Origin of the sequence: Bifidobacterium dentium JCM 1195 = DSM 20436 (assembly GCF_001042595.1) — a bacterium.
GTDB lineage: Bacteria > Actinomycetota > Actinomycetes > Actinomycetales > Bifidobacteriaceae > Bifidobacterium > Bifidobacterium dentium.
Window position 1 is genome coordinate 1,308,681 of the sequence record NZ_AP012326.1, and the last position, 24,090, is coordinate 1,332,770.

Annotated in this window: 24 protein-coding genes and 1 tRNA gene; 3 read left to right on the top strand and 22 right to left on the bottom strand. The window is 57.4% G+C overall.

Features of this window, described 5'->3' with window-relative positions:
• Nucleotides 1-20 precede the first annotated feature (20 nt).
• On the bottom strand, nucleotides 21-1,469 hold the full coding sequence (locus tag BBDE_RS05650) for a UTP--glucose-1-phosphate uridylyltransferase (protein WP_003840126.1): 1,449 nt from the start codon (nucleotides 1,467-1,469) through the stop codon (nucleotides 21-23).
• A 184-nt stretch (nucleotides 1,470-1,653) separates the two neighbouring features.
• Between BBDE_RS05650 and BBDE_RS05655 the strand changes: the two genes are divergently transcribed.
• Nucleotides 1,654-1,730 (top strand) — tRNA-Pro (locus BBDE_RS05655).
• A 209-nt stretch (nucleotides 1,731-1,939) separates the two neighbouring features.
• Entirely contained in the window at nucleotides 1,940-2,365 is a 426-nt protein-coding gene (locus BBDE_RS05660; RefSeq protein WP_003840123.1) for a hypothetical protein, read from the top strand.
• Between the two features lie 79 nt (nucleotides 2,366-2,444).
• On the opposite strand, the gene der is transcribed toward BBDE_RS05660, so the two are convergent.
• Complete coding sequence (gene der, locus BBDE_RS05665; RefSeq protein WP_003840121.1) at nucleotides 2,445-4,574, bottom strand: bifunctional cytidylate kinase/GTPase Der; 2,130 nt, start codon at nucleotides 4,572-4,574, stop codon at nucleotides 2,445-2,447.
• Nucleotides 4,571-5,344, bottom strand: coding sequence for a pseudouridine synthase (locus BBDE_RS05670; RefSeq protein ID WP_003840120.1), 774 nt, complete (start codon nucleotides 5,342-5,344; stop codon nucleotides 4,571-4,573). The genes der and BBDE_RS05670 overlap by 4 nt, the downstream gene beginning before the upstream one ends.
• A 139-nt stretch (nucleotides 5,345-5,483) precedes the next feature.
• Between BBDE_RS05670 and BBDE_RS05675 the strand changes: the two genes are divergently transcribed.
• Complete coding sequence (locus BBDE_RS05675; RefSeq protein WP_012902153.1) at nucleotides 5,484-6,428, top strand: MIP/aquaporin family protein; 945 nt, start codon at nucleotides 5,484-5,486, stop codon at nucleotides 6,426-6,428.
• On the opposite strand, the gene BBDE_RS11095 is transcribed toward BBDE_RS05675, so the two are convergent.
• The 19 genes from BBDE_RS11095 to BBDE_RS05765 all read right to left on the bottom strand — a co-directional run bounded on the left by BBDE_RS11095 (nucleotide 6,345) and on the right by BBDE_RS05765 (nucleotide 24,078).
• Nucleotides 6,345-6,626: a hypothetical protein gene (locus BBDE_RS11095; protein ID WP_003841723.1), complete on the bottom strand. Its 282-nt coding sequence runs from the start codon at nucleotides 6,624-6,626 to the stop codon at nucleotides 6,345-6,347. The two genes, BBDE_RS05675 and BBDE_RS11095, sit on opposite strands and share 84 nt — an antisense overlap.
• A 127-nt stretch (nucleotides 6,627-6,753) precedes the next feature.
• A complete protein-coding gene (gene purH, locus BBDE_RS05680; protein WP_003840116.1) occupies nucleotides 6,754-8,382 on the bottom strand; it encodes a bifunctional phosphoribosylaminoimidazolecarboxamide formyltransferase/IMP cyclohydrolase in 1,629 nt (542 codons plus the stop codon).
• A complete protein-coding gene (locus BBDE_RS05685) occupies nucleotides 8,330-9,712 on the bottom strand; it encodes a cell division protein PerM (RefSeq protein ID WP_003840114.1) in 1,383 nt (460 codons plus the stop codon). Before BBDE_RS05685 ends, purH begins: the two co-directional genes overlap by 53 nt.
• A complete protein-coding gene (gene sucD, locus BBDE_RS05690; RefSeq protein ID WP_012902155.1) occupies nucleotides 9,709-10,632 on the bottom strand; it encodes a succinate--CoA ligase subunit alpha in 924 nt (307 codons plus the stop codon). Before sucD ends, BBDE_RS05685 begins: the two co-directional genes overlap by 4 nt.
• 2 nt (nucleotides 10,633-10,634) lie before the next feature.
• On the bottom strand, nucleotides 10,635-11,828 hold the full coding sequence (gene sucC / locus BBDE_RS05695; protein ID WP_012902156.1) for an ADP-forming succinate--CoA ligase subunit beta: 1,194 nt from the start codon (nucleotides 11,826-11,828) through the stop codon (nucleotides 10,635-10,637).
• A gap of 47 nt (nucleotides 11,829-11,875) precedes the next feature.
• Nucleotides 11,876-12,457 (bottom strand): adenine phosphoribosyltransferase, encoded by a 582-nt coding sequence (locus tag BBDE_RS05700; RefSeq protein WP_003840110.1) that lies wholly within the window; start codon nucleotides 12,455-12,457, stop codon nucleotides 11,876-11,878.
• A gap of 107 nt (nucleotides 12,458-12,564) precedes the next feature.
• Nucleotides 12,565-12,939 carry a preprotein translocase subunit YajC gene (locus tag BBDE_RS05705; protein ID WP_012902157.1) on the bottom strand — a complete coding sequence of 125 codons (375 nt, stop codon included), beginning with the start codon at nucleotides 12,937-12,939 and terminating at the stop codon, nucleotides 12,565-12,567.
• A gap of 90 nt (nucleotides 12,940-13,029) precedes the next feature.
• The gene (gene ruvB, locus BBDE_RS05710) at nucleotides 13,030-14,103 is read right to left on the bottom strand and encodes a Holliday junction branch migration DNA helicase RuvB (RefSeq protein WP_012902158.1); all 1,074 of its coding nucleotides are present in this window, start codon (nucleotides 14,101-14,103) and stop codon (nucleotides 13,030-13,032) included.
• An 11-nt stretch (nucleotides 14,104-14,114) separates the two neighbouring features.
• The gene (gene ruvA / locus BBDE_RS05715) at nucleotides 14,115-14,732 is read right to left on the bottom strand and encodes a Holliday junction branch migration protein RuvA (RefSeq protein WP_033488944.1); all 618 of its coding nucleotides are present in this window, start codon (nucleotides 14,730-14,732) and stop codon (nucleotides 14,115-14,117) included.
• Nucleotides 14,733-14,776: 44 nt separating this feature from the next.
• Nucleotides 14,777-15,358 carry a crossover junction endodeoxyribonuclease RuvC gene (ruvC, locus tag BBDE_RS05720; RefSeq protein WP_003840101.1) on the bottom strand — a complete coding sequence of 194 codons (582 nt, stop codon included), beginning with the start codon at nucleotides 15,356-15,358 and terminating at the stop codon, nucleotides 14,777-14,779.
• A 6-nt stretch (nucleotides 15,359-15,364) separates the two neighbouring features.
• Nucleotides 15,365-16,120 carry a YebC/PmpR family DNA-binding transcriptional regulator gene (locus tag BBDE_RS05725; protein ID WP_003840100.1) on the bottom strand — a complete coding sequence of 252 codons (756 nt, stop codon included), beginning with the start codon at nucleotides 16,118-16,120 and terminating at the stop codon, nucleotides 15,365-15,367.
• A gap of 53 nt (nucleotides 16,121-16,173) precedes the next feature.
• Nucleotides 16,174-17,367 carry a glycosyltransferase family 4 protein gene (locus tag BBDE_RS05730; protein WP_012902160.1) on the bottom strand — a complete coding sequence of 398 codons (1,194 nt, stop codon included), beginning with the start codon at nucleotides 17,365-17,367 and terminating at the stop codon, nucleotides 16,174-16,176.
• 4 nt (nucleotides 17,368-17,371) lie between these two features.
• Entirely contained in the window at nucleotides 17,372-18,388 is a 1,017-nt protein-coding gene (locus BBDE_RS05735) for a phosphatidylinositol mannoside acyltransferase (protein WP_033488942.1), read from the bottom strand.
• Nucleotides 18,381-19,046, bottom strand: a complete 666-nt coding sequence (gene pgsA / locus BBDE_RS05740) for a phosphatidylinositol phosphate synthase (RefSeq protein ID WP_003840088.1) — start codon at nucleotides 19,044-19,046, stop codon at nucleotides 18,381-18,383. Before pgsA ends, BBDE_RS05735 begins: the two co-directional genes overlap by 8 nt.
• 103 nt (nucleotides 19,047-19,149) lie before the next feature.
• Nucleotides 19,150-21,183 (bottom strand): threonine--tRNA ligase, encoded by a 2,034-nt coding sequence (gene thrS / locus BBDE_RS05745; protein WP_012902162.1) that lies wholly within the window; start codon nucleotides 21,181-21,183, stop codon nucleotides 19,150-19,152.
• A gap of 143 nt (nucleotides 21,184-21,326) precedes the next feature.
• Complete coding sequence (locus BBDE_RS05750; RefSeq protein WP_003840085.1) at nucleotides 21,327-22,157, bottom strand: DUF881 domain-containing protein; 831 nt, start codon at nucleotides 22,155-22,157, stop codon at nucleotides 21,327-21,329.
• Between the two features lie 6 nt (nucleotides 22,158-22,163).
• Nucleotides 22,164-22,496 (bottom strand): small basic family protein, encoded by a 333-nt coding sequence (locus BBDE_RS05755; RefSeq protein ID WP_003840083.1) that lies wholly within the window; start codon nucleotides 22,494-22,496, stop codon nucleotides 22,164-22,166.
• Nucleotides 22,497-23,471: a DUF881 domain-containing protein gene (locus BBDE_RS05760; RefSeq protein WP_033488940.1), complete on the bottom strand. Its 975-nt coding sequence runs from the start codon at nucleotides 23,469-23,471 to the stop codon at nucleotides 22,497-22,499.
• A complete protein-coding gene (locus BBDE_RS05765; RefSeq protein ID WP_003840080.1) occupies nucleotides 23,461-24,078 on the bottom strand; it encodes a CDP-alcohol phosphatidyltransferase family protein in 618 nt (205 codons plus the stop codon). Before BBDE_RS05765 ends, BBDE_RS05760 begins: the two co-directional genes overlap by 11 nt.
• Nucleotides 24,079-24,090 lie beyond the last annotated feature (12 nt).

The window sequence follows — 24,090 nt, forward strand, 5'->3', positions numbered from 1 at the left end:
GTGTTGGGCATAGCTTCGTTTCAGACCCAATCATCCGGCTCAACGCCTTGCGGCCCAACGTATTCACCGTTTGGCACATAACTTGGCTCATCCTGATCGGAGAGCCGCGCGTCGCCGAACATCATGACATCCCTGCCGAACGTCCAGTCCCCCTCGATGGTTACCGAATTGGCGGCGGCAAGCGACGGCACGGAATACGGGAACCGCGTGTCGAAATCATGGATGTTCTTGTAATAGCGTGCGTCGAGATGCACCGTGGGGAAAATGTAGTTGCCATCCTCCATCTCATACTGATCGGTCAGATGGAAACGATCGGAACGCATGATGAACAGATCATCCGTGGTCTTGACCGGCAGGAAGCGCATACGGTCCACGCATACGCAGGTTGCGCCGTCGAATAGCGTGACGGCCGCACCCATGGCCGTTTCCAGCTGAATGACCGGCTCGCTGGTCGAATCGGTGGGATCAACGGTCTTCTTGTTGCGAATCACCGGCAGAGGCAATACGCCATCGTACGCGGCAAGCTTGGCTTTCAACGCATCGATGCGCACCCAGATGCTGTTGGTGTTGAAGTACGGATGCTTGTCGATGTTCTGGGCGTCATCCTTGTCGTCAGGATGCACTTGGCTCATCTCGCGCAACATGAGACGTCCGGTCACCTTATCGCGTACGATATGGCCGCCCTTGCGGTCAGCCGGCGTGCGTTTGGCAACCTCGATCATGAATGGTGCGCCCGTGTTCTCGAAGTGTTGGGCGAGCGTACGGGACGGTCGCGCACCCAGATTGTCGGAGTTGGAAATGAACAGATACTTGAAGCCCCGCTCCTCAAGCCTGTCGAGCAGGCCGGACTCCCAAACGGTGGAGAACAGGTCTCCATGCCCCGGCGGGCACCACTCGAGTTCGGGATTCGAGGGGAAGGAAGCCGGCAAGCCGGTTTTGGCACTGATCTTCGGCTCCTGATGTTGGATGATTTCCATCGGAATCTCGTCCTGATGGAATTTTTTGTTGGAACGCAGCACCTTCATGGTGTCGTCGGACGTACGGAAGGAATTCATCAGGGTGAGCGGAAGTTCTACGCCCAGACGAGTGCGGGCGGTAAGCACCTGACCGATGATGATGTCGATGAAACGCATCTGGCGCGCCTTATGGCGGCGTACGGGCAATAACGACTTGGCGCAATCCAGGCCCATGGAGGTGCCAAGACCGCCGTTCAGCTTCAGGAAAGCGGTCTGTGCGAAGGCGTCGACCGCCTTGTCATGGTTGATGGTCTCGTACACATCATGGAAACTTGGCACGCCGGTAAGTGGCTCGACCTCTTCCTCACGAATCCAACTGCTGGCCTCCTCGTTCCGCCAGACCTCGTATAGGCGTTTGAACTGGGCAATGGCCATATCTGTCATTCCGTGCTCACGCATCTTTGCGGCGGACTGTTCGAATATGTCCTCAGTCAATGTGGCTCCCTTTCGCATCGGGCATCGGTCTAGTAACAACAGTGTAGTCATCTTACGACATTCTCGGTTCATGATGCCGGTTGAACATGCAACGGGGGGGCGAATTCATCACAAATGCCACACGACGACATCGGCGCGACACGTTGCGTTTGAAAATCATCATGAGATATGCTAGATTTCTCATTCGGTGCCTCGCACCGTTCGGACCATAGCGCAGTTTGGTAGCGCACTTGACTGGGGGTCAAGGGGTCGCGGGTTCAAATCCCGCTGGTCCGACCAAAAACCCCGGAATTTCAACGGTTTCGGGGTTCTTTCATGCGCAAACTTCCGTACACATACGTAACCGTTTACGGGTGTTTTTCAGAGTCCTTTCGTGTTCGTAGACAACGGCATCGGACATAATCCATGTCCATGAATCGTTCCTGATAGAATAAAATCCGAAAACTTCGGGTTTTTCCGTGCCCGGAAGAGAATATCTGCAATGAGAGGTGATTGATTTGGGGCCGAAGGAGAGGCAGCCGCAATTCGATGACATCGACGATCTGGCACATGTTTTCGACGAACACGTCCAACAGGAAGACGAATGGAAGATTCGATTGCCCAAGGAGCTTGGCATCGAGGCTCGCGAACGGGCGAGGCATGACGGCATCACGCTCACCGAACTGACCCGCAGAGCCTTGGAACGGGATGATCTCAATGCGGGTGACGACAAAGTACGTTTGGGACGTATGCCGAAGAACGGCGATGATCGCGAGCAATTGGGCGATGAGTGGAAGATCCGACTCCCCTATGATCTGGGGCTGCGTGCGCGACGTCGCGCCGAACGGGATGCCATCTCATTAAGTTCGTTGGCGCGTCGTGCCGTGAGCGGATACTTGGAATCTCGCGATGAGGAGGAAACGCCGTTGTTCTGACCGGAGAACAGCATGACGGTATGAGGAAGTTCGCATACAACATGGTTGTCCGCCTCATGTGAGGCGGACAACCATTCGTTTACTTGCGCTTTTTCTTTTCGCGAATGTTCACCGAAATCTGGACGGGTGAGCCATCGAAACCGAACTCCTCACGCAGACAGCGTTCGATATATCGACGATAGCCATGCTCCAAGAAGCCGGTGGCAAAAATCACGAAGCGAGGAGGGCGCGTCGAAGCCTGCGTGGCGAACAGGATACGCGGCTGCTTGCCACCACGCAACGGATGTGGATGCGCGGCTTGAATCTTGCCCAAAAACGCGTTGAGCTTACCGGTCGGAATACGCTTGTCCCAAGATTCCAACGCACCGCGCATGGCATTGGCAAGACGGTTGGTATGCCAACCGGTCTTGGCCGATAGGTTTACGCGTTGCGCCCAAGTCACACGGTCGAATTCGGTCTTCCACAGGCGTTCCATGCGCTGACGGTCGAATTCATCCATAAGATCCCACTTGTTGAACACGAGCACGATGGCGCGGCCCGCATCCACAGCCTGACTCATGACCTTCAGATCCTGATCGGAAATCGGTTGCGAAGCATCGAACAATACCAACGCGAGTTCGGATCGTTCGATGGCGGCCTGCGTGCGCAGTGACGAGAAATACTCGGCACCGGACAGCTTGTGCAGACGGCGCTTGATACCGGCGGTATCGATGAACAGCCAATCCTCGCCATCCACGGTCACGACTTCATCAACCGGGTCACGGGTGGTTCCGGCCAAATCATTGACCACGGAACGTTCCTCATGTGCCAACTGGTTGAGCAGCGAAGACTTGCCGACGTTCGGGCGACCGACCAAAGCCACCCGACGCAAATGCGACGGCGTAAGGAATCCGGAGGTCTTTTTCGCCTTCTTCAACGACTCCAATGCGACATCGAGCAATTCGCCGATACCGCGCCCATGCATGGCGGAGATGCCATACGGCTCGCCCATACCCATCTTCCAGAATTCGGCGGTCAGATATTCGCTTTCGCGATCGTCCACCTTATTCACCGCCAATGTCACCGGTTTGCCGGAGGCACGTAGCATCTTCACGATACGTTCGTCAGTGGAGGTGAGTCCCACCTGCCCGTCGACAACGAGCACTACGGCGTCGGCCAACTGCACGGCCATCTGCGCCTGCGAGGCGATGGCGGATTCGATGCCTTCAACGTCAGCTTCCCAGCCGCCGGTATCGACCAATTTGAAATCGGTGCCAGCCCATTCCGCATCGTAGCTTACGCGATCGCGGGTCACGCCCGGCGTGTCCTCCACCACTGCCGCACGACGACCGAGAATACGGTTCACCAGTGTGGATTTGCCCACGTTCGGACGGCCGACCACTGCCAGCACACCTACAGGCTTCGGACCGGCCTGAAGATCGCCTCCAACGAACGAAGAGCCGTCAATCAGACCTTCGTCGCCCTCATCCAGCTCATAATCGTCCAGGTTGGCAACATATTGGCGGTATTCCTGCTCCTCGATAGCATCGTCAACAATGCGCACGAGCACGTCCAACGTCTCGCTGAACTCCAAGTCGGAATTGTCTACGGTGAGCACGCCTTCAGCCGCGGAAGTGAAATTAGTGACCTTGGAATCGGCCTTGTCCCGTGCCGCGACGTTTTCGGTGCCAACTCCGGAAGCGGACTGTCCTGCGCGACGGGCTTGACGTACCTCTTCACGAGCGGTGAGCAGGATTCTCACTTCTGCGTCGGGGGCCACCACGGTGGTGATGTCACGACCTTCGGCGACCACGCCGAGTCCTCTCGAGAAGGAGTCCGCCGAAGCTTCGCGTGCGATATAGGCACGTTGCGCCGCAATCAGCACATGGCGTACCGGAATAACATTGGACACCTTGGAAACATGGGATGATACCTCAGAGGAACGAATTTCGGCACTGATATCAACGCCATCCGCCGTGACCTTCGGATTATCCGGGTCGACACTGATGTCGAAATGCCCTTCAGTAAAGAACTCCCCTACGGTTTCGGTGATGACCTGTTCGTCCACGATGTCGGCATCCAGATCAATGCCCTTATGCAGACACCACCAAGTGCAGGCACGGTACATGGCGCCGGTGTCGAGATATGCGAAGCCGTAATATTTGGCCAAGGCTTTGGAAGTAGAGGATTTGCCCACTCCCGCAGGACCATCGATAGCTACACGGATCACAGTCCCACCGCCTTCGACAGGGAACGCACCTCGACCTGCGAAAGCACCCGGTACGTACCGGACTTCAAATCGCCAAGCTTGATCGGACCGATCTGCGTACGGACCAAACGCCTGACCGGGAAGCCGATTGAGCCGAAGATACGACGTACGATGCGGTTCTTGCCGGAATGCAGCACCACTTTCACCAATGTGCTGTCACGGCTGGAATCGAGAATGGCGCAACGATCGAGTTTGATCCACCCGTCGTCGAGCTGCACGCCGGTGGTGACCAGACGGCGGCAGACCGTGCCGCTGATACGACCGTCGAGGGTGGCGATGTAGGTCTTCTCGACCTCATACTTGGGGTGCATGATATGCTGGCTGAGTTCGCCGTCGTTCGTCATGAGAATCAGACCCTCGGAGTCGTAGTCCAGACGCCCCATGTGGAAGATGCGCTCGTACTTGTCGCCGACGATATCGCGCAGGGTGTAACGTCCCTTCGGGTCATCCATGGCGCTCAGCACACGCTTCGGCTTGTTCAGGGCGAGTGTGACATGATTGGGATTCACGCGAACGCGGGAACCATCCACTCGAACCTCTTGGTGCTTCGGATCGACTCGGGTGCCGAGCTCGGTGATGAGTTCACCGTCGATCTCGACGCGTCCGTCGGTGATGATTTCCTCGCATTTGCGACGGGATCCGAAACCTGCCTGTGCGAGCAGCTTCTGCAGGCGGATACCTTCATTGTTGTTATCGTGCGCCTTGGCGGCGCGGGAATATGCGTTTGGCATCGTTCTCCCAACGTGGCCGGATGATAATCGGATTTCGGTGCCATGCACCGCTCTTGCAGGAGCTGCTGGTACTATGGCAGTCGTTTGGTAGGATCTTTGCGTGCCTACAACCAATTAACTATATGACAGAGGAAAGACTATGACAGCTGCTGAGGCAATACCAGTACCCGAGGAATCCAAAGAACAACCGTTGGCCGTACGCGTGGGCGCCGAGCTGGTGGGAAGCTTCTTCATCTGCTTCGCCATCTATACGATCTGCACGCTCGATGCCATTGTTTCCAACCTGAACATGGCGTTCATCGCATTGATGACCGGTGCGGCATACGCCGTGATGACCTTGGTTTTCGGCAAGATTTCCGGTGGACAATTCAATCCCGCCGTTTCCATTGCCGCGATGCTGACTGGCAAAACGCACGTGCTTGACGGCATTCTCTATATCATTGCCCAGTTGCTGGGCGGTATCGGTGCCGGCGCGGCCCTCCGTTTTCTGCTGCCGACATCCGAACAGGTTCCTTTTAAAAGCTGGCTGTCGTTGGCCGTCAACGGTTTCGACAAAGCCTCCATATCCTACTCCACCCTGTCCAGTCTCGGTCTGAGTTTCGGCATCACCCTGGCCGTCGTCGTCGAGCTGATCGCCGGTCTGATCATTGTCGCCACCGCCATGCGTGGCATGGGTGAGCGTGGTGCATCCAACACCAAGCATGCCATTGCCATGGGCTTGGCCTATGCGGTGGGAACCACCATCACCTATCCGGTGACGGGAGCCGCTTTGAATCCGGCACGAGCCACCGGCATTGCGATCTTCGCTCAAAATCAAGGTCTTAACGAGGAACCGCTGCAGCAGCTGTGGGTGTTCTGGATCTGTCCGGTTCTCGCTGCAGCCGTCGTGGCTCTGGTAATCATCGTCTTTACCATGATGCTCTCCCCGAACAAGAAGAACGCCAAGGCCGATGAAGGCGATGACGCTCAGGGAGAGGAATCATCCGAAACCGAAGAAGACCTACATGCCGACGGGGAACAGGATGAGCAGGACAAGCAGTCCGATTCCCAGAGCGATGCCGATGAAGGCATCGAAAACAACTGACCGCACCTTCCACGGACTGCGTTCGCGCAATACCAGCCGAACCAGTCCCGTGATCAGAGCCGTCACCGCGATAACCACGGTGGCGGCTTTTGTGTACCCGAGAAACGCCGACAATGCGGCAACCGCCACGCTGGCCGCCACCAGCCACTCGAACCAAGGCTTGCCCTCGTGATCTTCGGAAACGTAAGGATGCTTCATCGACCGGTGCACCTTCCTCGATGTTCATAAACGTAGCGCAGCAATCATAACAAAGTGTGGCGTCCGTCGTCTTCATGACCACGGACGCCACACGCTGTCTTCATCAGAGAGTCCTGAGAGGTTCCTATCAGTGGAAGAAATGGCGGGTGCCGGTCACATACATGGTGACGTTGGCCTTACGAGCCGCTTCGAACACCTCTTCGTCACGGATGGATCCTCCTGGCTGCACGATGGCCTTGACCCCTGCATTGATCAGGATCTCGGCACCATCGGCGAACGGGAAGAACGCATCGGATGCGGCTACTGCGCCCTTGGTGCGATTGGCCCCATCAGCCAGCGTGTTGGCGCGTTCGACCGACAGGTTGGCGGAATCCACACGATTGACCTGTCCCATGCCGATGCCGACGGTCGCCTGGTCGTGGGCAATCAGAATGGCGTTCGACTTGACGCAACGAATGGCTCGCCATGCGAAGACCAGATCCTTGACGGTTTCGGCGTCGGCCGGTTCGCCCGACACCAGCTTCCAAGCATCCGGATCGTCGCCAGAGGCGTCGATGAGATCCGTGGACTGCACCAGCAGACCTCCGTCGATCTGGCGGAACTGGGTCTTGGACTTCGGCGGCTCGGCGACCTTGAGGATACGCAGGTTCTTCTTCTTGGTCTGCAGCAGTTCAAGCGCCTGCGGATCGTAATCCGGAGCGACGATGACTTCGGTGAAGATCGGACGGACGCTTTCGGCCATTTCGAGGGTGACCTTGCTATTTGCCGCGATGACACCGCCATAGGCACTCATCGGATCGCATGCATGGGCCTTCTTATGAGCCTGTGCAACGGTGGCGCCGACGGCTAGACCGCACGGGTTGTTGTGCTTGACCACGGCGACGGCAATCTGTGGGGCGAAATCCCAAACGGCACGCCAGGCGGCGTCGGCATCGACGTAGTTGTTGTAGCTCATCGGCTTGCCACCGAGCTGTTCGGCATGTGCGAAGCCATTCTGGTTCAACGGATCAAGATACAGAGCTGCTTGCTGATGAGGATTCTCACCATAACGCAGCACATGGGCCCGATCCCAGGTACGAGTGAAGGCTGCCGGGAACTTGAGCTCATCCACCGGAGTCTCATCTTCTGCGACCGGCTGTTCGACGGAAGTCGGCTTCGGCCAATGCTTGGAGGTCCATTCGTTGATGGTCGCATCATAAGCGGCGGTATGTGCAAACGCCTTGCCGGCAAGCCAACGACGCTCTTCAAGCGAGAAGCCCTCGCCGTTTGCGATGCGAGCGGCTACCAGAGCGTAATCCTTCGGATCGGTGACAATGGCGACGGTGGCGCTGTTTTTGGCGGCGCCGCGCACCATGGAGGGGCCGCCGATATCGATTTTCTCGATGGTGGCGGCTTCATCGGCTCCGGAGCGCACGGTGTCGGCGAACGGATACAGGTTCACCACCACCAGATCGAAGGGCTTGATGCCGAACCGTTCCAGCTGGGCCGCATGGTCGGCATTGGTCATGTCCGCGAGGATGCCGGCATGAATATGCGGATCGAGGGTCTTGACACGACCGTCGAGGCATTCCGGAAAACCGGTGATCTCGGATACCTCGGTCACCTTGACACCCAGCTCGGCAAGACGCTTGGCGGTGGAACCGGTGGAGACCACCTCGGTACCTGCCTTGATGAACGCCTCGGCGAGTACCTCGATGCCTTCCTTATGGAAGACGGATACCAGAGCCCGTCGTATCGGTCGATTCGTTGTTGTCACCCTGCTCCTCCTTGTTGTTGATGGTCGAATTCACCGTGCGGGGAACGACGGTGGATTCACGCTTGATGGTATTCGGCTCAGAGGACGCGCCTCTTGCCTCACGGACACGCCTTATGAGCCAGCGTATCCCGAAAACAGCAGCCATACCAACCAATATGATGAGCCATGCCGAGAACAGACCCAATGCGGTTGGCTGACCGACCTTGCGAGTGGATGCAATCACCTGCACGCCGATGTGCGCGAGATGCTTCGTTCCCAAGGCTCCGTTTGAAAGTGCGAATAGCATGCTGGACAATACGGCGACCAAGGCGCTGGCAATACAGAATGCGCCTGCAGGGTAGGCGAATCCGGCAATCAGGCGGCTGACGTCAATTGGCTGATCCGGTTTGTTGATCCGTACGGCAAAGCCGCGATCGAACAGCATGACTGCCAATCCTGCAAGCAGTCCCGTCACGAATGGAATGCATAGCAGGGCGATACGGATCCACGGCGTGGATACGGCCTGTGGAAGTATGCCGAATGCCGGCAAACCGGGCAACGCACTCCCCTGGCCACTCCACATGGTGAAGGATGCGAGGTCGCCTATGGCGAAACCGGAACCGAATAGCCATGATACGGCCCAAATCATGACATTGGGCAGCCAGGCGATGACCGCGACGGTCGTGAGTATGCGTGAACCGGTTTGCATGCCGGAAAGCTCATAGAGTTTCACCACCGCGGATTGGTTCGCGAAGCACCAGTACAGCACGGCGACCAATCCCGCAATAAGATAGATGCCCGTCAACAGCATGCCCAGGCCCGTGCCAATTGACAGGGTCCTGCGTACCGGTGCGGAGACATGCGTCCGCACCTTCTCCAATAACGTACTCGTCAGTTTGCTTCGTGGGATTGCGGCGACGGCATATCCCACGATGAACACCAGCGCCGATTTCCACATCACACCGGGCAACTGGTCCAGTAACGTCACTTCCACGCTATGGGCGAAGAAGACGTTCATCAGCTCCCAGAACACCAATCCGGAAACAAACCCTCTGATATCGGTACCGAATCGTGTAGCGAAAGAGGCGATCAGCGCAATCAACAGCACTGTCAGCAGCAGAGGAAGTATTGTCAGCGTAATCGCACCGGCTTGAAAGCCGATGCCCTGGCTGAGCAGGACAACCGCCTCAGTCAGAGGTACGGAGAGGGCGGAAAGGTTATCTCCGCCCTCCTCCATGGAGATGACCAGAAGCATCAGCGCAATGTAGCAACCGAGGGCAACGGCATAGACAATCATGGACGTTGCGGCGACGGCAAGCCCTTTCAACCAATACTTCAGGTGAGTCATCATAGCGAGTTGGCCGCAAGCACCTCTCGCATGATTTCCGCAGTTTGTCCTGGAGTACGACCGACACGGATACCGATGGCTTCCAGCGCATTCTTCTTATCCTGCGCGGTGCCTTTGCCCCCGGAGACGATGGCGCCCGCATGGCCCATCTGCTTGCCTTCCGGTGCGGTGAAACCCGCGATGTAAGCGACAACCGGCTTGGTCATGTGTTCGGATGCCCACTTGGCGGCATCCTGTTCGGCGCTGCCTCCGATTTCGCCGATCATGACGACTGCCTTGGTGGCCTCGTCATTCTCGAAGGCTTCCAAAGCCTCCTGCAAGGTGGTGCCGACAATCGGATCGCCACCTGCACCAAGGCAGGCGGTAAACCCGATATCGGACAGTTCACCCATCAGTTGATAGGTCAGTGTGCCGGACTTGGAGACCAGACCGAGTGGCCCACGAGAGACGATGCCGTCCGGAATGATGCCGAGATTGCAACCGTTGGCATCTTCGTTCGACGGCAGCGTGAGCAGACCCGGGCAGTTCGGGCCTACGATGCGTACGCCCTTGCGCAAGGCAAGCTCGACGAAGTAGGCGCTGTCAGCGACCGGAATGCCTTCGGTAATGACCACGATCAGCTCGATGCCGGCTTCGATGGCCTCGACCACGGCATCCTTGGCGAAACGAGGCGGAACAAAGACCACGCTGGCCTTGGCGCCGGTGGCTTCCTTGGCTTCGGCGCAGTTGGCATACACGTGAATGGTCGCGTCCTCGCCGCTACGGGCATCGGGGAATACGACATCAATCCCGGCTTTGCGTGCATTGACGCCACCGACGATATTGGTGCCCGCTTTGAGCATACGGGCCGTGTGGGTCATGCCCTGATGTCCCGTCATGCCTTGTACGATGACCGGCGCACCATCTTCAATGAACAGCGTCATATTCAGCGAACCTCCCTGCCGTTGGCCGCAAGATGTGCGGCCTGCTGCGCGGCTTCTTCCATGGTCTGGGCGACATGCAGATTGGCGCGATCGGCCCGTGCCAGGATGCTCAGGCCTTCAGCCGCGGCATTGCCATCAAACCGAACGACGAGCGGCTTGGAACTGCCCAGTTTGTCAAGTGCTTCGAGAATGCCCTCGGCCACCTGTTCGCAGGAGGTGATACCGCCATATACGTTGACGAGCACGGATTCAACCTGTGGGTCGGACAATACGATTTCCAGACTGTCACACATGACCTGCGCAGATGCGCCGCCGCCGATATCGAGGAAGTTGGCGGGCTTGACATTCGTGCCCTGATCCTCGCTGGCGCCGGACACTGCGTCCAAGGAACTCATGACCAGGCCTGCGCCGTTGCCGATTACACCGACGGATCCATTGAGATGCACATAGTGCAGACCATGCTCACGAGCCTTCTGCTCAAATGGATCGACATGCACCGGATCGGCAAAACGCTTCCAACCGTCATGGCGGAAGGCCGCATTGTCGTCGAGTGAGATCTTGGCATCGAGCGCGCACAACGTCTTTGAGGATTCATCGTCGGGATCGCCGATCTTGGCGAGCGGATTGATTTCCACAAGGGTGGCGTCGTTCTCCTTGAAGCAACGCCACATCTTCAGCAGAATCTGTGCCGCCTGATCGACGTCGGCATGGTAGAAACCGATGCTTTCGGCCATTTTGGTGGCGGCTTCGATATCGAAGTCCTCCAAGGCGTCGATATGCAGACGCTTGACGGATTCGGGATGTTCCCGAGCGATTTCCTCGACCTCGGTGCCACCGTTTGCCGTGGCAAGGACGTCGAAATCACGTGAACTACGGTCCACGGAAATGGACACATAATACTCGTGCAGAATGTTTTTGGCTTCCGCCACGAGCACGCCGCTGACCTTGTGCTTGTGAATGGTCATCGGCAGAATGTCTTCGGATGCCAGAATGGCTTCGTCGCGCGTCTTGGCCAGTCTCACGCCACCAGCCTGGCCGCGATGTCCGATCTTCACCTGGGCCTTGACCACGCAAGGATAGCCGATTCCCTCGGCAGCTTGGGCCACCTCATGAGAATTCTGAGCGAATACGGCCTTCGGGGTCGCAATGCCCTGCTCTTCGAGCAGTTCCCTTGCTTGATATTCATAGAGATCCATGAACTTCTTCCCTTTGTGACTGTTGATTGTTGGTAATGATGGTAATGTCAGGCGGGCATGGTGACCAGCGAACTGGTCGGATAGTTTCCTAAGGCTTCGATGCCGTGAATGCCCAATAGTTCCATGACAAAGCTGAAGCCGACCACTTTGCCGCCGCATTTTTTGACAAGCTTTCGTGCCGCGTTGGCGGTGCCACCGGTCGCGATCAGATCGTCCACGATCAGGACCCGGGCTCCATCCGGAATGGAACCGGTTTCGATTTCCACGGTGGCCTGACCGTATTCCAGGTCATAGTTCTGTTTTACGGTTTCCGGAGGGAGCTTGCCGGCCTTACGTACGGCGACGAATCCCTTGCCCAAGCGTGCCGCAAGAGCGGGCCCGAACAGGAAACCGCGCGCTTCAAGTCCTGCTACAAGGTCAAAGGATCCTGCATCGACGGGAAGCGCGGCCTCAAGTGCGTTCATGAGAATGCCGAACGCGCGTGCATCAGCGAGAACAGGCATGAAATCACGAAAAATGATGCCCTCTTTGGGAAAGCCTGGAATCGAACGAATCAGCGAGACGAGGTACTTGGCATCGGTTTCACCCACTTTGGCCAAGCCTGCGATTTCGATATCCGATTGTGCCATAACGGTGGTTTTCCTTCTCCCTAGGTTTGTGGCAATTATATGATTGCCCCTGAACGCAAACGGCGAAAATCCCAGAATCGAGATTTTCGCCGTTCATGATACTGCTATCAGGCGTTCTTCGACTCCGCTTCAACCTCTTCGACGACCTGTGCAGGTTCGCCATCCTCGGCCTCGATCGGCTCCTGAGCGACCTGATCGGTCTCCTGCGGCAGCGGGTTGCCATCCTCGTCAACCTCATCGTCGTGCACATACGCCGGGCGGACGTACTCACGGCTGATGGCATTGAAAGCGAAACGCAGCTGGGAACCGTCGGAATCGATGACGATCTCTTCATACTCGGTATCGACGGAGACGACCTTGCCGATAACGCCGCCGATGGTGATGATTTCGGTGCCCGGTTGCAGATTCGCGCGGAAATCCTGGCGTTCGGCCTGCTGCTGCTTGGCCTTGCGAGACTGCAGGAACATCATGCCGAACATCATGACGACGATAACGATTAGAATTGCGTATTCCAAAGCAAAACTCCTTGAAGGTGGGGCACTCTATGGGACCGTTCGTCCAGAACACAGAGTCTATGCCAGCTTACTGACATCAAGCTGAGAATCATCAGGTCTGAGACCGAGATGTTCCCAAGCTTTGCGCGTCGCCACCCGGCCCTTGGGAGTTCTGATGAGGAATCCTTCACGTACCAGATACGGTTCGCAAACGGTTTCCACGGTCTCCGATTCCTCGCCGACCATGGCGGATAGGTTGTTCAGACCCACCGGACCGCCACTGAAGTTGGTGACGATGGCCTTCAGCACGGCAATGTCGAGCCGATCAAGTCCTTCGGTGTCGATCTGGTACAGTGCGAGGGCCTGCTTAACATCTTCGGGATGCACCGACTCAAGATCATGCACGATGGCCCAATCCCTGACACGACGTAGCAGTCTGTTAGCGATACGCGGCGTGCCGCGGGAGCGCATGGCCAACTGGTGGGCCGATCCCTCCTCAAGCAGGACACCCAGTACGACCGATGACCGCTCGATCAGTTTTTCAAGCTCGTCATGCGGGTAAAAATCAAGATGGGCGGTGAAACCGAAGCGCGCGCGCAACGGTGAAGGTAGCATGCCCTCACGCGTGGTCGCCCCGATGACCGTGAATCGAGGCAAGGTCAGCGGAATGGATGAGGCTCCCGGTCCCTTACCCACCATCACGTCGACGCGGAAATCCTCCATGGCGATATACAGCAGCTCTTCGGCCGCACGAGGCAGACGGTGGATTTCGTCGATGAACAACACCTCTCCGGCATCCAGAGAACTGAGAATCGAGGCGAGATCGCCGGCATGCTGGATGGCTGGTCCGGAGGTGACGCGAATCGGTACGCCAAGTTCGTTGGCCACGATCATCGCCAATGTGGTTTTTCCCAGGCCAGGAGGACCCGCAAGCAGAATATGGTCCGGCGGGACTTCACGCTTGCGTGCTGCGTCCAGGAACAGTTGAAGCTGGGCCTTGAGGCGTGGCTGTCCGATGAAGCCATCGAGTATGTGTGGACGCAGCTCCTCGTCACTGACCGGCTCATTGCCGACAGGTGAGGCCGACACCATACGCAAGGATTCCTCATTGGCACCGGTATTCGACTGCTCGAATGCGGAGTCGTTCGTCATGATGATTTCGTTCACCTACCTCGATCCAGCGACGTCAATGCGAGCTTCAACACACGTGGTACATCTTCATTGCTCAGGGGTGTTGCGATGTCGTTGCTCCTGCATACCTCCTGCACGGCATGCAGGGCGTCTTGCTGACGCCAGCCCAATGAAATCAGCCCCTCGACCACCTGTTCGGAACCAGTGTCCTCCGGCCGACTGATAACGGACGCCGCCGTCTCGATCTGGCTGAGATCGATGGAACCCTTAAGCTCGAGAATGATCTTCTGTGCGCCTTTCTTGCCGAGTCCCGGCGCCTTGGCAAGCGCGGTGGCATCGCCGTCGGCGACGGCATGGGCCAAACGATCCGGAGGCAGCGTGGACAGCAGGGAAAGCGCCACTTTGGGGCCGATGCCGCTGACCTTCTGCAGCTGTAGAAACATGCGTTTCGAAGCGGGAGTCAGAAAGCCGAACAGGGTGATGGCATCCTGCGAAACGTTTAACGAAGTATAGACCTTGACTTCCTGCCCCGCGTGCATGGACGCCAAATCCGCGGAAGGCATTCTGGTCTCGTATCCGACTCCACCGACTTCAATCAACGCCGAGGACATATCGACGGATTCGACCCGGCCGTGTAACATGCCTATCACTGTGGTGTCTCCTTCGTCAGCGTATAGAACATCTGTTCGATAGTCTACATGCCTCTACGGACGCCTTGCCTATGGGCGGCCTTCTGGGCGGCCTTGGCCCACTGTCGTTGCGCGTCAGTCAGGTGTTGCTCGCGTTCACCGCCTTGCAAGGCGCCTGCCGGGCGTAGTGCGTGGCAAATGGCAATGGCCAACGCATCCGCGGCGTCAGCCGGCTTGGGCAGGGTATTCAGTCCCAACATGCGTGCGACCATGCGTTCCATCTGAATTTTCTCGGCTTTGCCGTTGCCGGTGATGGCCATCTTCGATTCGGTTGGCGTATGCAATGCCACGGGAATGCCCCGCTGTGCGGCTGCCAACATTGCGAGGCCTGCCGCCTGTGCCGTGCCGAGCACGGTATTGCGGTTCTCCTGCGCGAACACACGTTCGATGGATACCGTATCCGGGGCGAAGCGTTCGATCTTCTCGACCAGACCATTGTAAATGGCCAACAGACGCAGATCCTGTGACATCTTCGGGTCGGAACGTACGACATCCACGTGAATAAACGAAAGCCGGCGGTACGCGCCGGCTTCGATCACGCCGACCCCGCACCGTGTCAGTCCGGGGTCGACGCCAAGAATAATCACGTTCGACTACTCCGCATCAAGCTGGGCCATCACTTCATCGGAAGCGGTCCAGTTCGAATAGATATTCTGAACGTCATCCAGATCGTCGAGGTTGTCGATGAGCTTGGAGACCTTCTGGGCATCCTCGAGGCTCAGCTCGACCTCGTTCTTCGGCATCATGACCAGATCGGCGGAATCATAGTCGAAGCCGGCATCCTGCAGGGCCTTGCGTACGTCAATCATCTCAGAAGGACCGGTGACGACGGTGTAGACTTCTCCGTCTTCGGTCACGTCTTCCGCTCCCGCTTCGGCGGCCTTTTCAAACAGATCATCGAAATCGACGCCTTCGGCGGGAACGATAATCTGGCCCTTGCGCTCGAAATTGAAGCTCACGGAACCGGTGGTGGCCAGGGATCCGTTGCCCTTGGTCAGGGTGGAACGGACTTCGGCGGCCGCACGGTTACGGTTGTCAGTAAGACACTCGATGATCAGGCCAACGCCTGCGGGAGCATAGCCCTCATACACGATGTCTTCGTAGTTGGCGCCACCGGCCTCTTCACCGGAGCCACGCTTGACGGCGCGCTTGATGTTGTCAGCCGGCATGGAGGCCTTCTTGGCCTTGTAGATGGCGTCATACAGCGACGGATTACCGTCGGGATCGCCGCCGCCCATACGTGCTGCGATTTCGATGTTCTTAATCAGCTTGGCGAAGAGCTTGCCGCGCTTCGCGTCGATGGCGGCCTTCTTGTGCTTGGTGGTCGCCCACTTGGAATGACCTGACATAATGCTCCTAGGCAGGTTGCGGATGTTTCAAACGAAATGATTCTAAAGCGGTTCTACGACAATGCGCGGGCATAGACATGCAGAACACGGTTCACCACGGCATTCCAGTCGAAATCCTTCGACCTTCGTTCCCCTGCGATGGCAAGATCGGAGCGTTCCCCGTCATCGGACAACAGACGGCAGATGACATCGGCGCAGGATGTCGCATCCCCGTTGGTGAACAGCGCCGCGCTTCGTCCGTCCTGGCTCACGGCGCGAAACGCGGCCAGATCCGAAGACACCACAGGGCATGAGGCGCTCATGGCCTCAGCCAAGACCATGCCGAAGCTTTCGCCACCGGTCTGGGGCGCGACATACAGGCTGAGGGAACGATAGAAGCGAGCCTTGTCGTTGTCCGAAATACGGCCCAGAAATTCGAAATGCGTCAGCAGATCCCCCGAAGGGTCCAGTCGCTTGACCATGGCTTCGCCGTCATTGTCGCCATCTCCGGCGCACAGGAAACGTGCATGGGGATATCGCCTCAGCACCTGCTTCGCCGCGGCAGCGAACACGGCGAAACCTTTGCGCTCCTCCCCCATACGTCCCAGAAATCCGATGGTCGGGGCTTGCGCGGTGCCGGTCCACCGTGGGTCGGGCACGGCATGGGCGAATCGATCATGATGGATGCCGTTAGGTATCACCGTGCGCCTGACGGATTCCGGCAGATAATGTTCGGCCGTTTGCCGAGCCGCGTCACTGACGAAAATGGCTTCGTCAAGGGGCTTGAGATATCGATGCAGGTAGCGTTCGAACACTTTCAGGCCGAAAGGATATGGATCGATCGCAGTGTGGAAGGTTCCGACCAACGGCGGATGACGGTGCATGGTGAACGGCTTATGGCTCAGCGATGGCGCCTCAGGCTCATGCAGATGCAGCAGATCGAAATGACCTTGGCGAATCCAACGTCGCGTCTGCAGTCCTGCGATGAGGAAATAACTCAGGTGCGCTACGGAACCGTTGTATGGAACGGCGAATGACGAACCGTTGGTATGCACCCACAGCGGCATGTCCTTGGTTCGTCTTCCCGGGGCGAACACTTGCACGTCATGTCCCCGGCAGATCAGTTCGTTCGCGAAATCCCTGATATGGGATTGCACACCCCCCGGCGTTTCAAACGCATATGGCGAGATGATGCCGATGCGGAGCCTGCGTCCGTGCAGGAAATCGTCAACATGTTCATCTTCATCAGATTCAGCCATACCCTGCATTCTCTCATTGTCCAGGGGAATTGTCAGCCATCCGCGAACACGGCTCATCGGCATCCTGCAGACGTGAATGGTCGAGATCCTCCCAGAACAGCGGCTGGAGCATGTGCCAATCCTGCGGATGGGCTGCGATCCCCTGTGCCCACAGATCGACCCATGCCTGCGAAATCGCATGCAGTGCCTCTTGGCGAGGCATGTCATGAAACGCATGGACATCGATGGGGCCGCTGATCTCACATACATATCCGTATGGCACGCCTGCCTGCTCTTCACGCCGTCCGCTGAGTTTTTCGCGATACAGATTCACCACGTACAGAGGGTTTCCGGTATCGTATGCCAACGCTGCCGGCCCACGGGCCACACGAATCACGGAATCGAAGGCATGTACGAAGACGCCGTGTCTGCCCAGGTCCCGGTCGGCCAGCAGAGGAACGACAACCGTGGAATCAAGCAGGACGTTGCGTAATCGGCCGGTAAGATCATGCTGACCGGTGAGCAGGATACGCATGCCAAGACGTTCGCGAATATCAACGAAGGTGTGGAGCAATTCGTCGTTGGCGAGTCTTTCGGCGACCGTCACCACCGGGGCGACCTCGAGTCGCGCCCAATACCCCGCGTAATCCCAATTGCCTTGATGCCCCATCGCGATGAGCGACGATACTCCTTGCCTTGCATCGCGAACGATGGAATCGAATCCGCTGCCCGTCCCCCGGATTCGTGCCCGAAGCTGTTGTTCGCTCCTTGCACCAACGGTCATCGCCTCGCAAAAATACGCGAAGTACGAGCGCATGCCCTGACGCGAACAGTGACGGACACGACGTCGTAGTTCACGATTATCGACCGATCCATGCGATCGGCGCATTTCACTGGCGAACACATGCGTAAGATTACGTTCCAGTTGTCGGACCCCTCCCACGCGGAACACCCATGCAATGTCGGCCGCGCACGTGAAAAGCCCTCTCAAGACGGCCTCCGGGATTCGGTCGGACCTTTTGGCCGCGGCGAGAAGAAACCGGTCAGACACGATATGTCTTCTTGCCTACGCGCATTTGTCTTTTCGCCTCGAAAATACGCTGGAAAACGGTGATGATACCGAGCGCCGCGAGTAATGCCATCGCAATGGCCAGCCATAGTCCTTGGTGGGTCAGACCGGTAATGGCCATACCCACCAGAATGATGACCAGCCGATCGGCCCGCGTAGCGACGCCGTTCTTCACTTCGAAGCCGACGGATTCCGCTCGTGCGCGGGCATAGGAGGTGACGAAAGAGGTCATGACGGAGACCATTGCGGCGATTACGCCGACTCGGCTCGTGTAATCGGGGAAACTGGTGTTTGTGCTGTCATACCACCAGTCGCTATGCGTCAGGAAGAAGATGATCACACCGGTGAGCACCGCCCAATCGGCGATGCGATCCAGTGTGGAATCAAGGAAAGCGCCGAATTCGGTGCCGCCGGTGGTGAGCTTGGCAATGGAACCGTCCAATGAGTCGGCCAACACCAGAATCGTCAGGACCACCGAGCCTGCGAACAGGTGGCCGGTGACGCCGGTGGCGATGGCAGCCACGATGGTGCCGACAGCGCCGATTATCGTCACCGCATTGGCGGTGAGCCCCATGGCGATCAACGCCTTGGCGATGGGTTCGATCAGTTTTTTGAATGGGTCGCGAAGATGCTCAAGCATTACGATTCCTGTTCGATCTATGGGAAAGCGGCATACGGAACGGCGGAATCGCTCCGCTGCTTCGTATGCCGCTCCCAGTCATGACTATGGCGTCCGTCTACCTTCAATCGGCGATGGCGGACTTGAAATCATCGGCGCTGTTGACCTGAACGCGCTTCCTGAGCACCGTCATGATCTGGTTCTTGGCCTCGTCGACTGGTACGCCGTTGAGCTGGCTGCCGTCACGGAAACGGAAGCTCACGGCATTGTTGTTCATGTCTTCCTCGCCGACGATGAGGATGAACGGCACCTTGGATTTGGATGCGTTACGGATTTTCTTGCCGAAACGATCGTCGGACATGTCGATCTCGCAACGGACGGTCTCCTCTTCCAGACTTGCGATGAACCGCTGCAGATGCGGGGCGAATTCGTCCGCGACCGGCACACCGAGTACCTGTACCGGGGCAAGCCATGCCGGGAAGGCGCCGGCATAATGCTCAAGCAACACGGCGAAGAAACGTTCGATGGAGCCGAACAGTGCACGGTGAATCATCACCGGACGCTGATGGGTACCATCGGCGGCGATGTATTCAAGCTTGAAACGTTCCGGCAGATTGAAGTCGAGCTGAATGGTGGACACCTGCCAGGTACGGCCGATGGCATCACGGGCCTGCACGGAGATCTTCGGACCATAGAAGGCGGCTCCGCACGGGTCGTCGACCAGTTCCAGACCGGATTCCTTGGCGACTTCGGCCAGCGTGTTGGTAGCCTCTTCCCAGATTTCGTCGGAGCCGACGTACTTGTGAGGATCCTTGGTGGACAGCTCCAGGTAGAAGTCGTCCAGACCGAAGTCCTTCAGTAGTCCAAGCACGAAGGTCAGCAGGTTCTTGAGCTCATCCTTCATCTGCTCACGGGTGCAGTAGATGTGAGAATCATCCTGGGTCAGGCCGCGCACGCGGGTCAGACCGTGCACTTCGCCGGACTTCTCGTAGCGGTACACGGTACCGAACTCGAACAGTCGCAACGGCAACTCGCGGTAGGAGCGCTGACGGGACTTGAAGATCAGATTGTGCATCGGGCAGTTCATCGGCTTGAGGTAGTAATCGAAGCCCTGCTTGATGATGTTGCCGTTCTCGTCCTTCTCCTCATCCAAGCGCATTGCCGGATACATGCCATCCTTGTACCAATGCAGATGACCGGAAGTCTCATACAGGCCACCCTTGGTGATGTGCGGGGTCTGCACGAAGCTGTAGTGATGCTTGCGGTGCATTTCACGGGAATAGTCCTCCATGGCGTTGATGACCGCGGCACCCTTGGGATGGAACACGGCCAGACCCGGGCCGATCTCATCCGGGAAAGAGAACAGATCCATCTCGGCGCCAAGTTTGCGATGATCACGCTTGGCGGCTTCCTCCAGACGGGTCTGATACGCCTTCAGATCCTCCTTGGTGGCGAAGGCCGCGCCATAGATACGCTGCAGCATGGGGTTCGCTTCGTTGCCACGCCAGTAGGCGGCGGCGGAACGTTCGATCTTGAACGCCTTGATGTAACGGGTGTTCGGCAGATGCGGTCCACGGCACAGATCCTTCCAGACCACATTGCCATCGCGGTCGATGTTGTCGTAGAAGCTCAGCTCCTTCTCACTGATCTCAGTGGCGGCTTCCGGGTCGAGATGCGCTTCCTTGTCTTTGATGAGTTCGAGCTTGTACGGCTGGTCGGCCTCTTCTGCCAAGGCCTCCTGCTCGCTCACCACACGGCGGCGGAAGGATTGGGAGGATTTGATGATGCGCTGCATGCGCTTTTCGATGTCCTTGAGATCCTCCGGGGTGAACGGCTCGACAACGTCGAAATCGTAGTAGAAGCCGTCTTTGATGACCGGGCCGACGCCAAGCTTGGCATCCGGACGGATTTCCTGCACGGCCTGGGCCATGACATGGGTCGCGGAATGGCGCATGATGGCCACGCCGTCCTCGCTGTCGAGTGCAATCGGCTCCACGACGTCACCGTCATGCAGTTCGGTATAAAGATCACGGGGTTCGCCGTTCAGGCGCACCGCAATGATGTTCTTGTCGTCCGCGAAGAGCTGGACACCGGTCTGATCCGCAGCCACCTCCTTCGATTCGCCGTTGAGTGTTATGGAGATGGTCTGTTCAGCCATGGGTTGTCCTTTGCTATCGGGGTCCGCGTTACCAATGTGCAGGCCTGGACTTTCTGTATCAACGATGAACAAGATAGGAACGAGTGCAGACATCGACGCGCGGCGACGGTGAATTCCATGCCAACGGCGGGTGACCGTTCATCCTACTGTTCGATGACATGCGCGTACGTGTACTGTGGTGCGGAACGGGTTGCAGTGATTTCCACGTCCTGAGAGGATTTGACCGAGACCGTTGCTCCGTATTTCACTTCCAGACGCGATCCGACGCCTCCGGCGAGATTCACCGCATTCTGTAGGTTGTCGCTGTCCCCTATCGCCTTGATGACGAAAGGGGCCTTCAATATGGTTCCATCACAGTCAAGTCCGTCACTGGCATTGCTGATATAGGTGCTGGTAATTACACGCACATCGTTGATTTCAATGACTTCGGCACCACTGTTGCGCAACTCTTCAAGCAAGGTGAACAATATGGACGCATCGATATCTTGCTTTTGCCCTTGGGAGATACGGATGACGACTCCTTCGCCGGAGGCTGGCAGACGGCCGGAAAGGATGCCATTGGATTCGGCGTTCTGCTTGGCGATTTCAGCGGCTTTGGCGTTCTTGTCGGCGGTATCCTTCAAAGAGTTGAGCTGGCTGGTCAACTCGCTTTTTCGTTGCTCCAGTTTCTGCACCTGCGAACTGGTTTCGCTGATAAGCCGGGTCAGTTCATCCTCGCTCATCGTCTCATACGTGGAATTCGTATTGTTGAGCTGAATGACGTAGCCGAATCCCAGCAACGCGCACAGCATGGTGACCAACACACTCGAATACAGCCGTGCCCGTGTCGATTTCGCATTCAACGACACACGTTTCGGCTTGCGCCGAATCACCGGAAACGAGCCGGTTTCAGTGCTGTCATTATCCTTGTCCTTGGCGATCTGGCCGTGCAGCTTGGCCAACACATCAGGCGATTCGTCGGTATGCCGTGTCATCGTGCATCAACCCTTGAAGATGAAGCGGCGAAGAGACGACACATTGGTGAAGATGCGGATGCCGAGCACGACGATGACGGCCGTCTGCAATTGGGATCCGACACCAAGCTGGTTGCCGAGGAATACGAGCAAGGTCGCGGTGATCACATTCGAGAAGAAGGAAATCACGAATACCTTGTCGGAAAAGCTACGTTGGAAATACGCCCGGGCGGCGCCAAGCAACGCGTCCAATGCGGCTACGACCATGATCGGCAGATATGGCTGCAGTTCAACGGGGATGTCCGGCTGCACGAACACGCCTATGACCACGCCGATGATAAGGCCCAAAACAGCTGCCATCTACCTGTCCCTTCTCGCGTACGTCACCTCACCGGTCACCGCTGCTTCCAGTGTAAGCGATGTGCTTTTGCTGACCTGCGGGTAGATGCCGGCTTCCTTGAATGCACTGTACAACGACTTCTGTGTTTTTTCACCCACCGCGTCGGCAAGTGCGTTCCTGTTGCCAATGGCTTCGATTTTGTAGGGGCTTTGCACGGAGCTGACACCAATCAGAATCGTGGATCCCGCAGTACGTATCGAGGTCTGGACCCCGAGGCGATTCCCGTTGATGGCAATCGCCTCGGCGCCTGCCTGCCACAGCAGGGAGACGAGTGTCTGCAGGTCGGAATCGGTGACGACCCGAATCTGATTGCCGCTTTTTTCATGGGACAATGAGGAATCGGTGTTATCGTCACCGACCGATAGAGGGTTTGCGATAGTGAGCGTGATACCCTCTCCCTGGACCGGAAGCACGCCATTGATCATTTCATCGTCCCGCGTGGTCTGGCTCAACGACCAGTTCGATATCGATTTCGATTCGCTTTCGACCTGGGAACGCAGGGAGTTTACCTCTTTGGTCAGGGACTTGACCTTATCGGTCTGGTCGGCAAGCTGGGATGAGAGCTGCTTGCGCACTTCCTTGCGCGGATCGGTGCTGAGCTGACGCACGAATACGCTTCCCGCCACACCGACGGCGATGCAGATGAGGAACACCATGATCCGCGTGGACCACACCGAAATAAGCGACGGCGATTTGGTGGCCAATCTCGAATCGGTGTACAGCACATCCATGGGACGGTTGGTCAGGTCATCGATCAAGCGTAGCGAATCATCTTCCGAATGACGCCTTCTGGCATGGCCGATCGGTTGCGAATCAGGTTGCACGTGATGTGATTCAAGACCCGCAAAGGAGGCTGAGAACACGGCACGATGCTTCATCGGCGTGTTCTCGGGCGACACTGGGAATGACGCGTATTCGGAAGCATCATGCGGCATGGAAGGTGTCCCCGTCGTTCCTCAACAGCCCGATGCCTTGGCGAACGTAGATATATCCGGCCAACCAGTACAGGCCCACACCCCAAATGCCGGTGGCAAGGCCGCACAAGTGCAATACATCAGTGGCTGAGTTCGACCAGATGTCGGCGAAAATCAGCGCAACGATGGCGATCAACAGCATGGCCGTTCCCGCCTTGCCGACGAAATGCACCGGTAGCGGTCCATAATCGTGCTGCGCCAGAACCAGCACGAGAACCGCCATGATCAGGTCGCGCAAACCCACGACGATCAACATCCACCACGGGATGATGCCTGCGATGCCGAGCGCGAGAATACTGCAGAAAATCAGCAGACGATCCGCGATCGGATCGAGAATCTGTCCTATTTTGCTTACTTGGTTGAACGAACGTGCGATCAGTCCATCAAGACCGTCGGATACTGCGGACAACGCCAAGACCACAAGCGCGCTCACCATCTCATGCCGGGCCACCAACATGGCGATAAGTGGAATCGAAATGATGCGCAGTAGGCTGATGAAGTTCGGAACCGTGAAATAGATATCCCGCGGTTCCGGACTGTACTGTTTCTTGATGATCAGTTTGCTCATACTGCGAGCAAT

What these genes read in the sequence shown, in the direction of transcription:
- BBDE_RS05685 (WP_003840114.1), bottom strand. Translation starts at nt 9,712, where the DNA reads ATGATGACTCACCTGAAGTATTGGTTGAAAGGGCTTGCCGTCGCCGCA.
- BBDE_RS05765 (WP_003840080.1), bottom strand. Translation starts at nt 24,078, where the DNA reads ATGAGCAAACTGATCATCAAGAAACAGTACAGTCCGGAACCGCGGGAT.
- BBDE_RS11095 (WP_003841723.1), bottom strand. Translation starts at nt 6,626, where the DNA reads ATGAAGCATCCTTACGTTTCCGAAGATCACGAGGGCAAGCCTTGGTTC.
- ruvB (WP_012902158.1), bottom strand. Translation starts at nt 14,103, where the DNA reads ATGACGAACGACTCCGCATTCGAGCAGTCGAATACCGGTGCCAATGAG.
- BBDE_RS05675 (WP_012902153.1), top strand. Translation starts at nt 5,484, where the DNA reads ATGACAGCTGCTGAGGCAATACCAGTACCCGAGGAATCCAAAGAACAA.
- BBDE_RS05760 (WP_033488940.1), bottom strand. Translation starts at nt 23,471, where the DNA reads ATGCCGCATGATGCTTCCGAATACGCGTCATTCCCAGTGTCGCCCGAG.
- BBDE_RS05725 (WP_003840100.1), bottom strand. Translation starts at nt 16,120, where the DNA reads ATGTCAGGTCATTCCAAGTGGGCGACCACCAAGCACAAGAAGGCCGCC.
- pgsA (WP_003840088.1), bottom strand. Translation starts at nt 19,046, where the DNA reads ATGCTTGAGCATCTTCGCGACCCATTCAAAAAACTGATCGAACCCATC.
- sucC (WP_012902156.1), bottom strand. Translation starts at nt 11,828, where the DNA reads ATGGATCTCTATGAATATCAAGCAAGGGAACTGCTCGAAGAGCAGGGC.
- BBDE_RS05755 (WP_003840083.1), bottom strand. Translation starts at nt 22,496, where the DNA reads ATGGCAGCTGTTTTGGGCCTTATCATCGGCGTGGTCATAGGCGTGTTC.
- BBDE_RS05705 (WP_012902157.1), bottom strand. Translation starts at nt 12,939, where the DNA reads ATGATGTTCGGCATGATGTTCCTGCAGTCTCGCAAGGCCAAGCAGCAG.
- BBDE_RS05650 (WP_003840126.1), bottom strand. Translation starts at nt 1,469, where the DNA reads ATGCGAAAGGGAGCCACATTGACTGAGGACATATTCGAACAGTCCGCC.
- BBDE_RS05670 (WP_003840120.1), bottom strand. Translation starts at nt 5,344, where the DNA reads ATGCCAAACGCATATTCCCGCGCCGCCAAGGCGCACGATAACAACAAT.
- thrS (WP_012902162.1), bottom strand. Translation starts at nt 21,183, where the DNA reads ATGGCTGAACAGACCATCTCCATAACACTCAACGGCGAATCGAAGGAG.
- BBDE_RS05730 (WP_012902160.1), bottom strand. Translation starts at nt 17,367, where the DNA reads ATGCAGGGTATGGCTGAATCTGATGAAGATGAACATGTTGACGATTTC.
- BBDE_RS05750 (WP_003840085.1), bottom strand. Translation starts at nt 22,157, where the DNA reads ATGACACGGCATACCGACGAATCGCCTGATGTGTTGGCCAAGCTGCAC.
- BBDE_RS05700 (WP_003840110.1), bottom strand. Translation starts at nt 12,457, where the DNA reads ATGGCACAATCGGATATCGAAATCGCAGGCTTGGCCAAAGTGGGTGAA.
- sucD (WP_012902155.1), bottom strand. Translation starts at nt 10,632, where the DNA reads ATGACGCTGTTCATTGAAGATGGTGCGCCGGTCATCGTACAAGGCATG.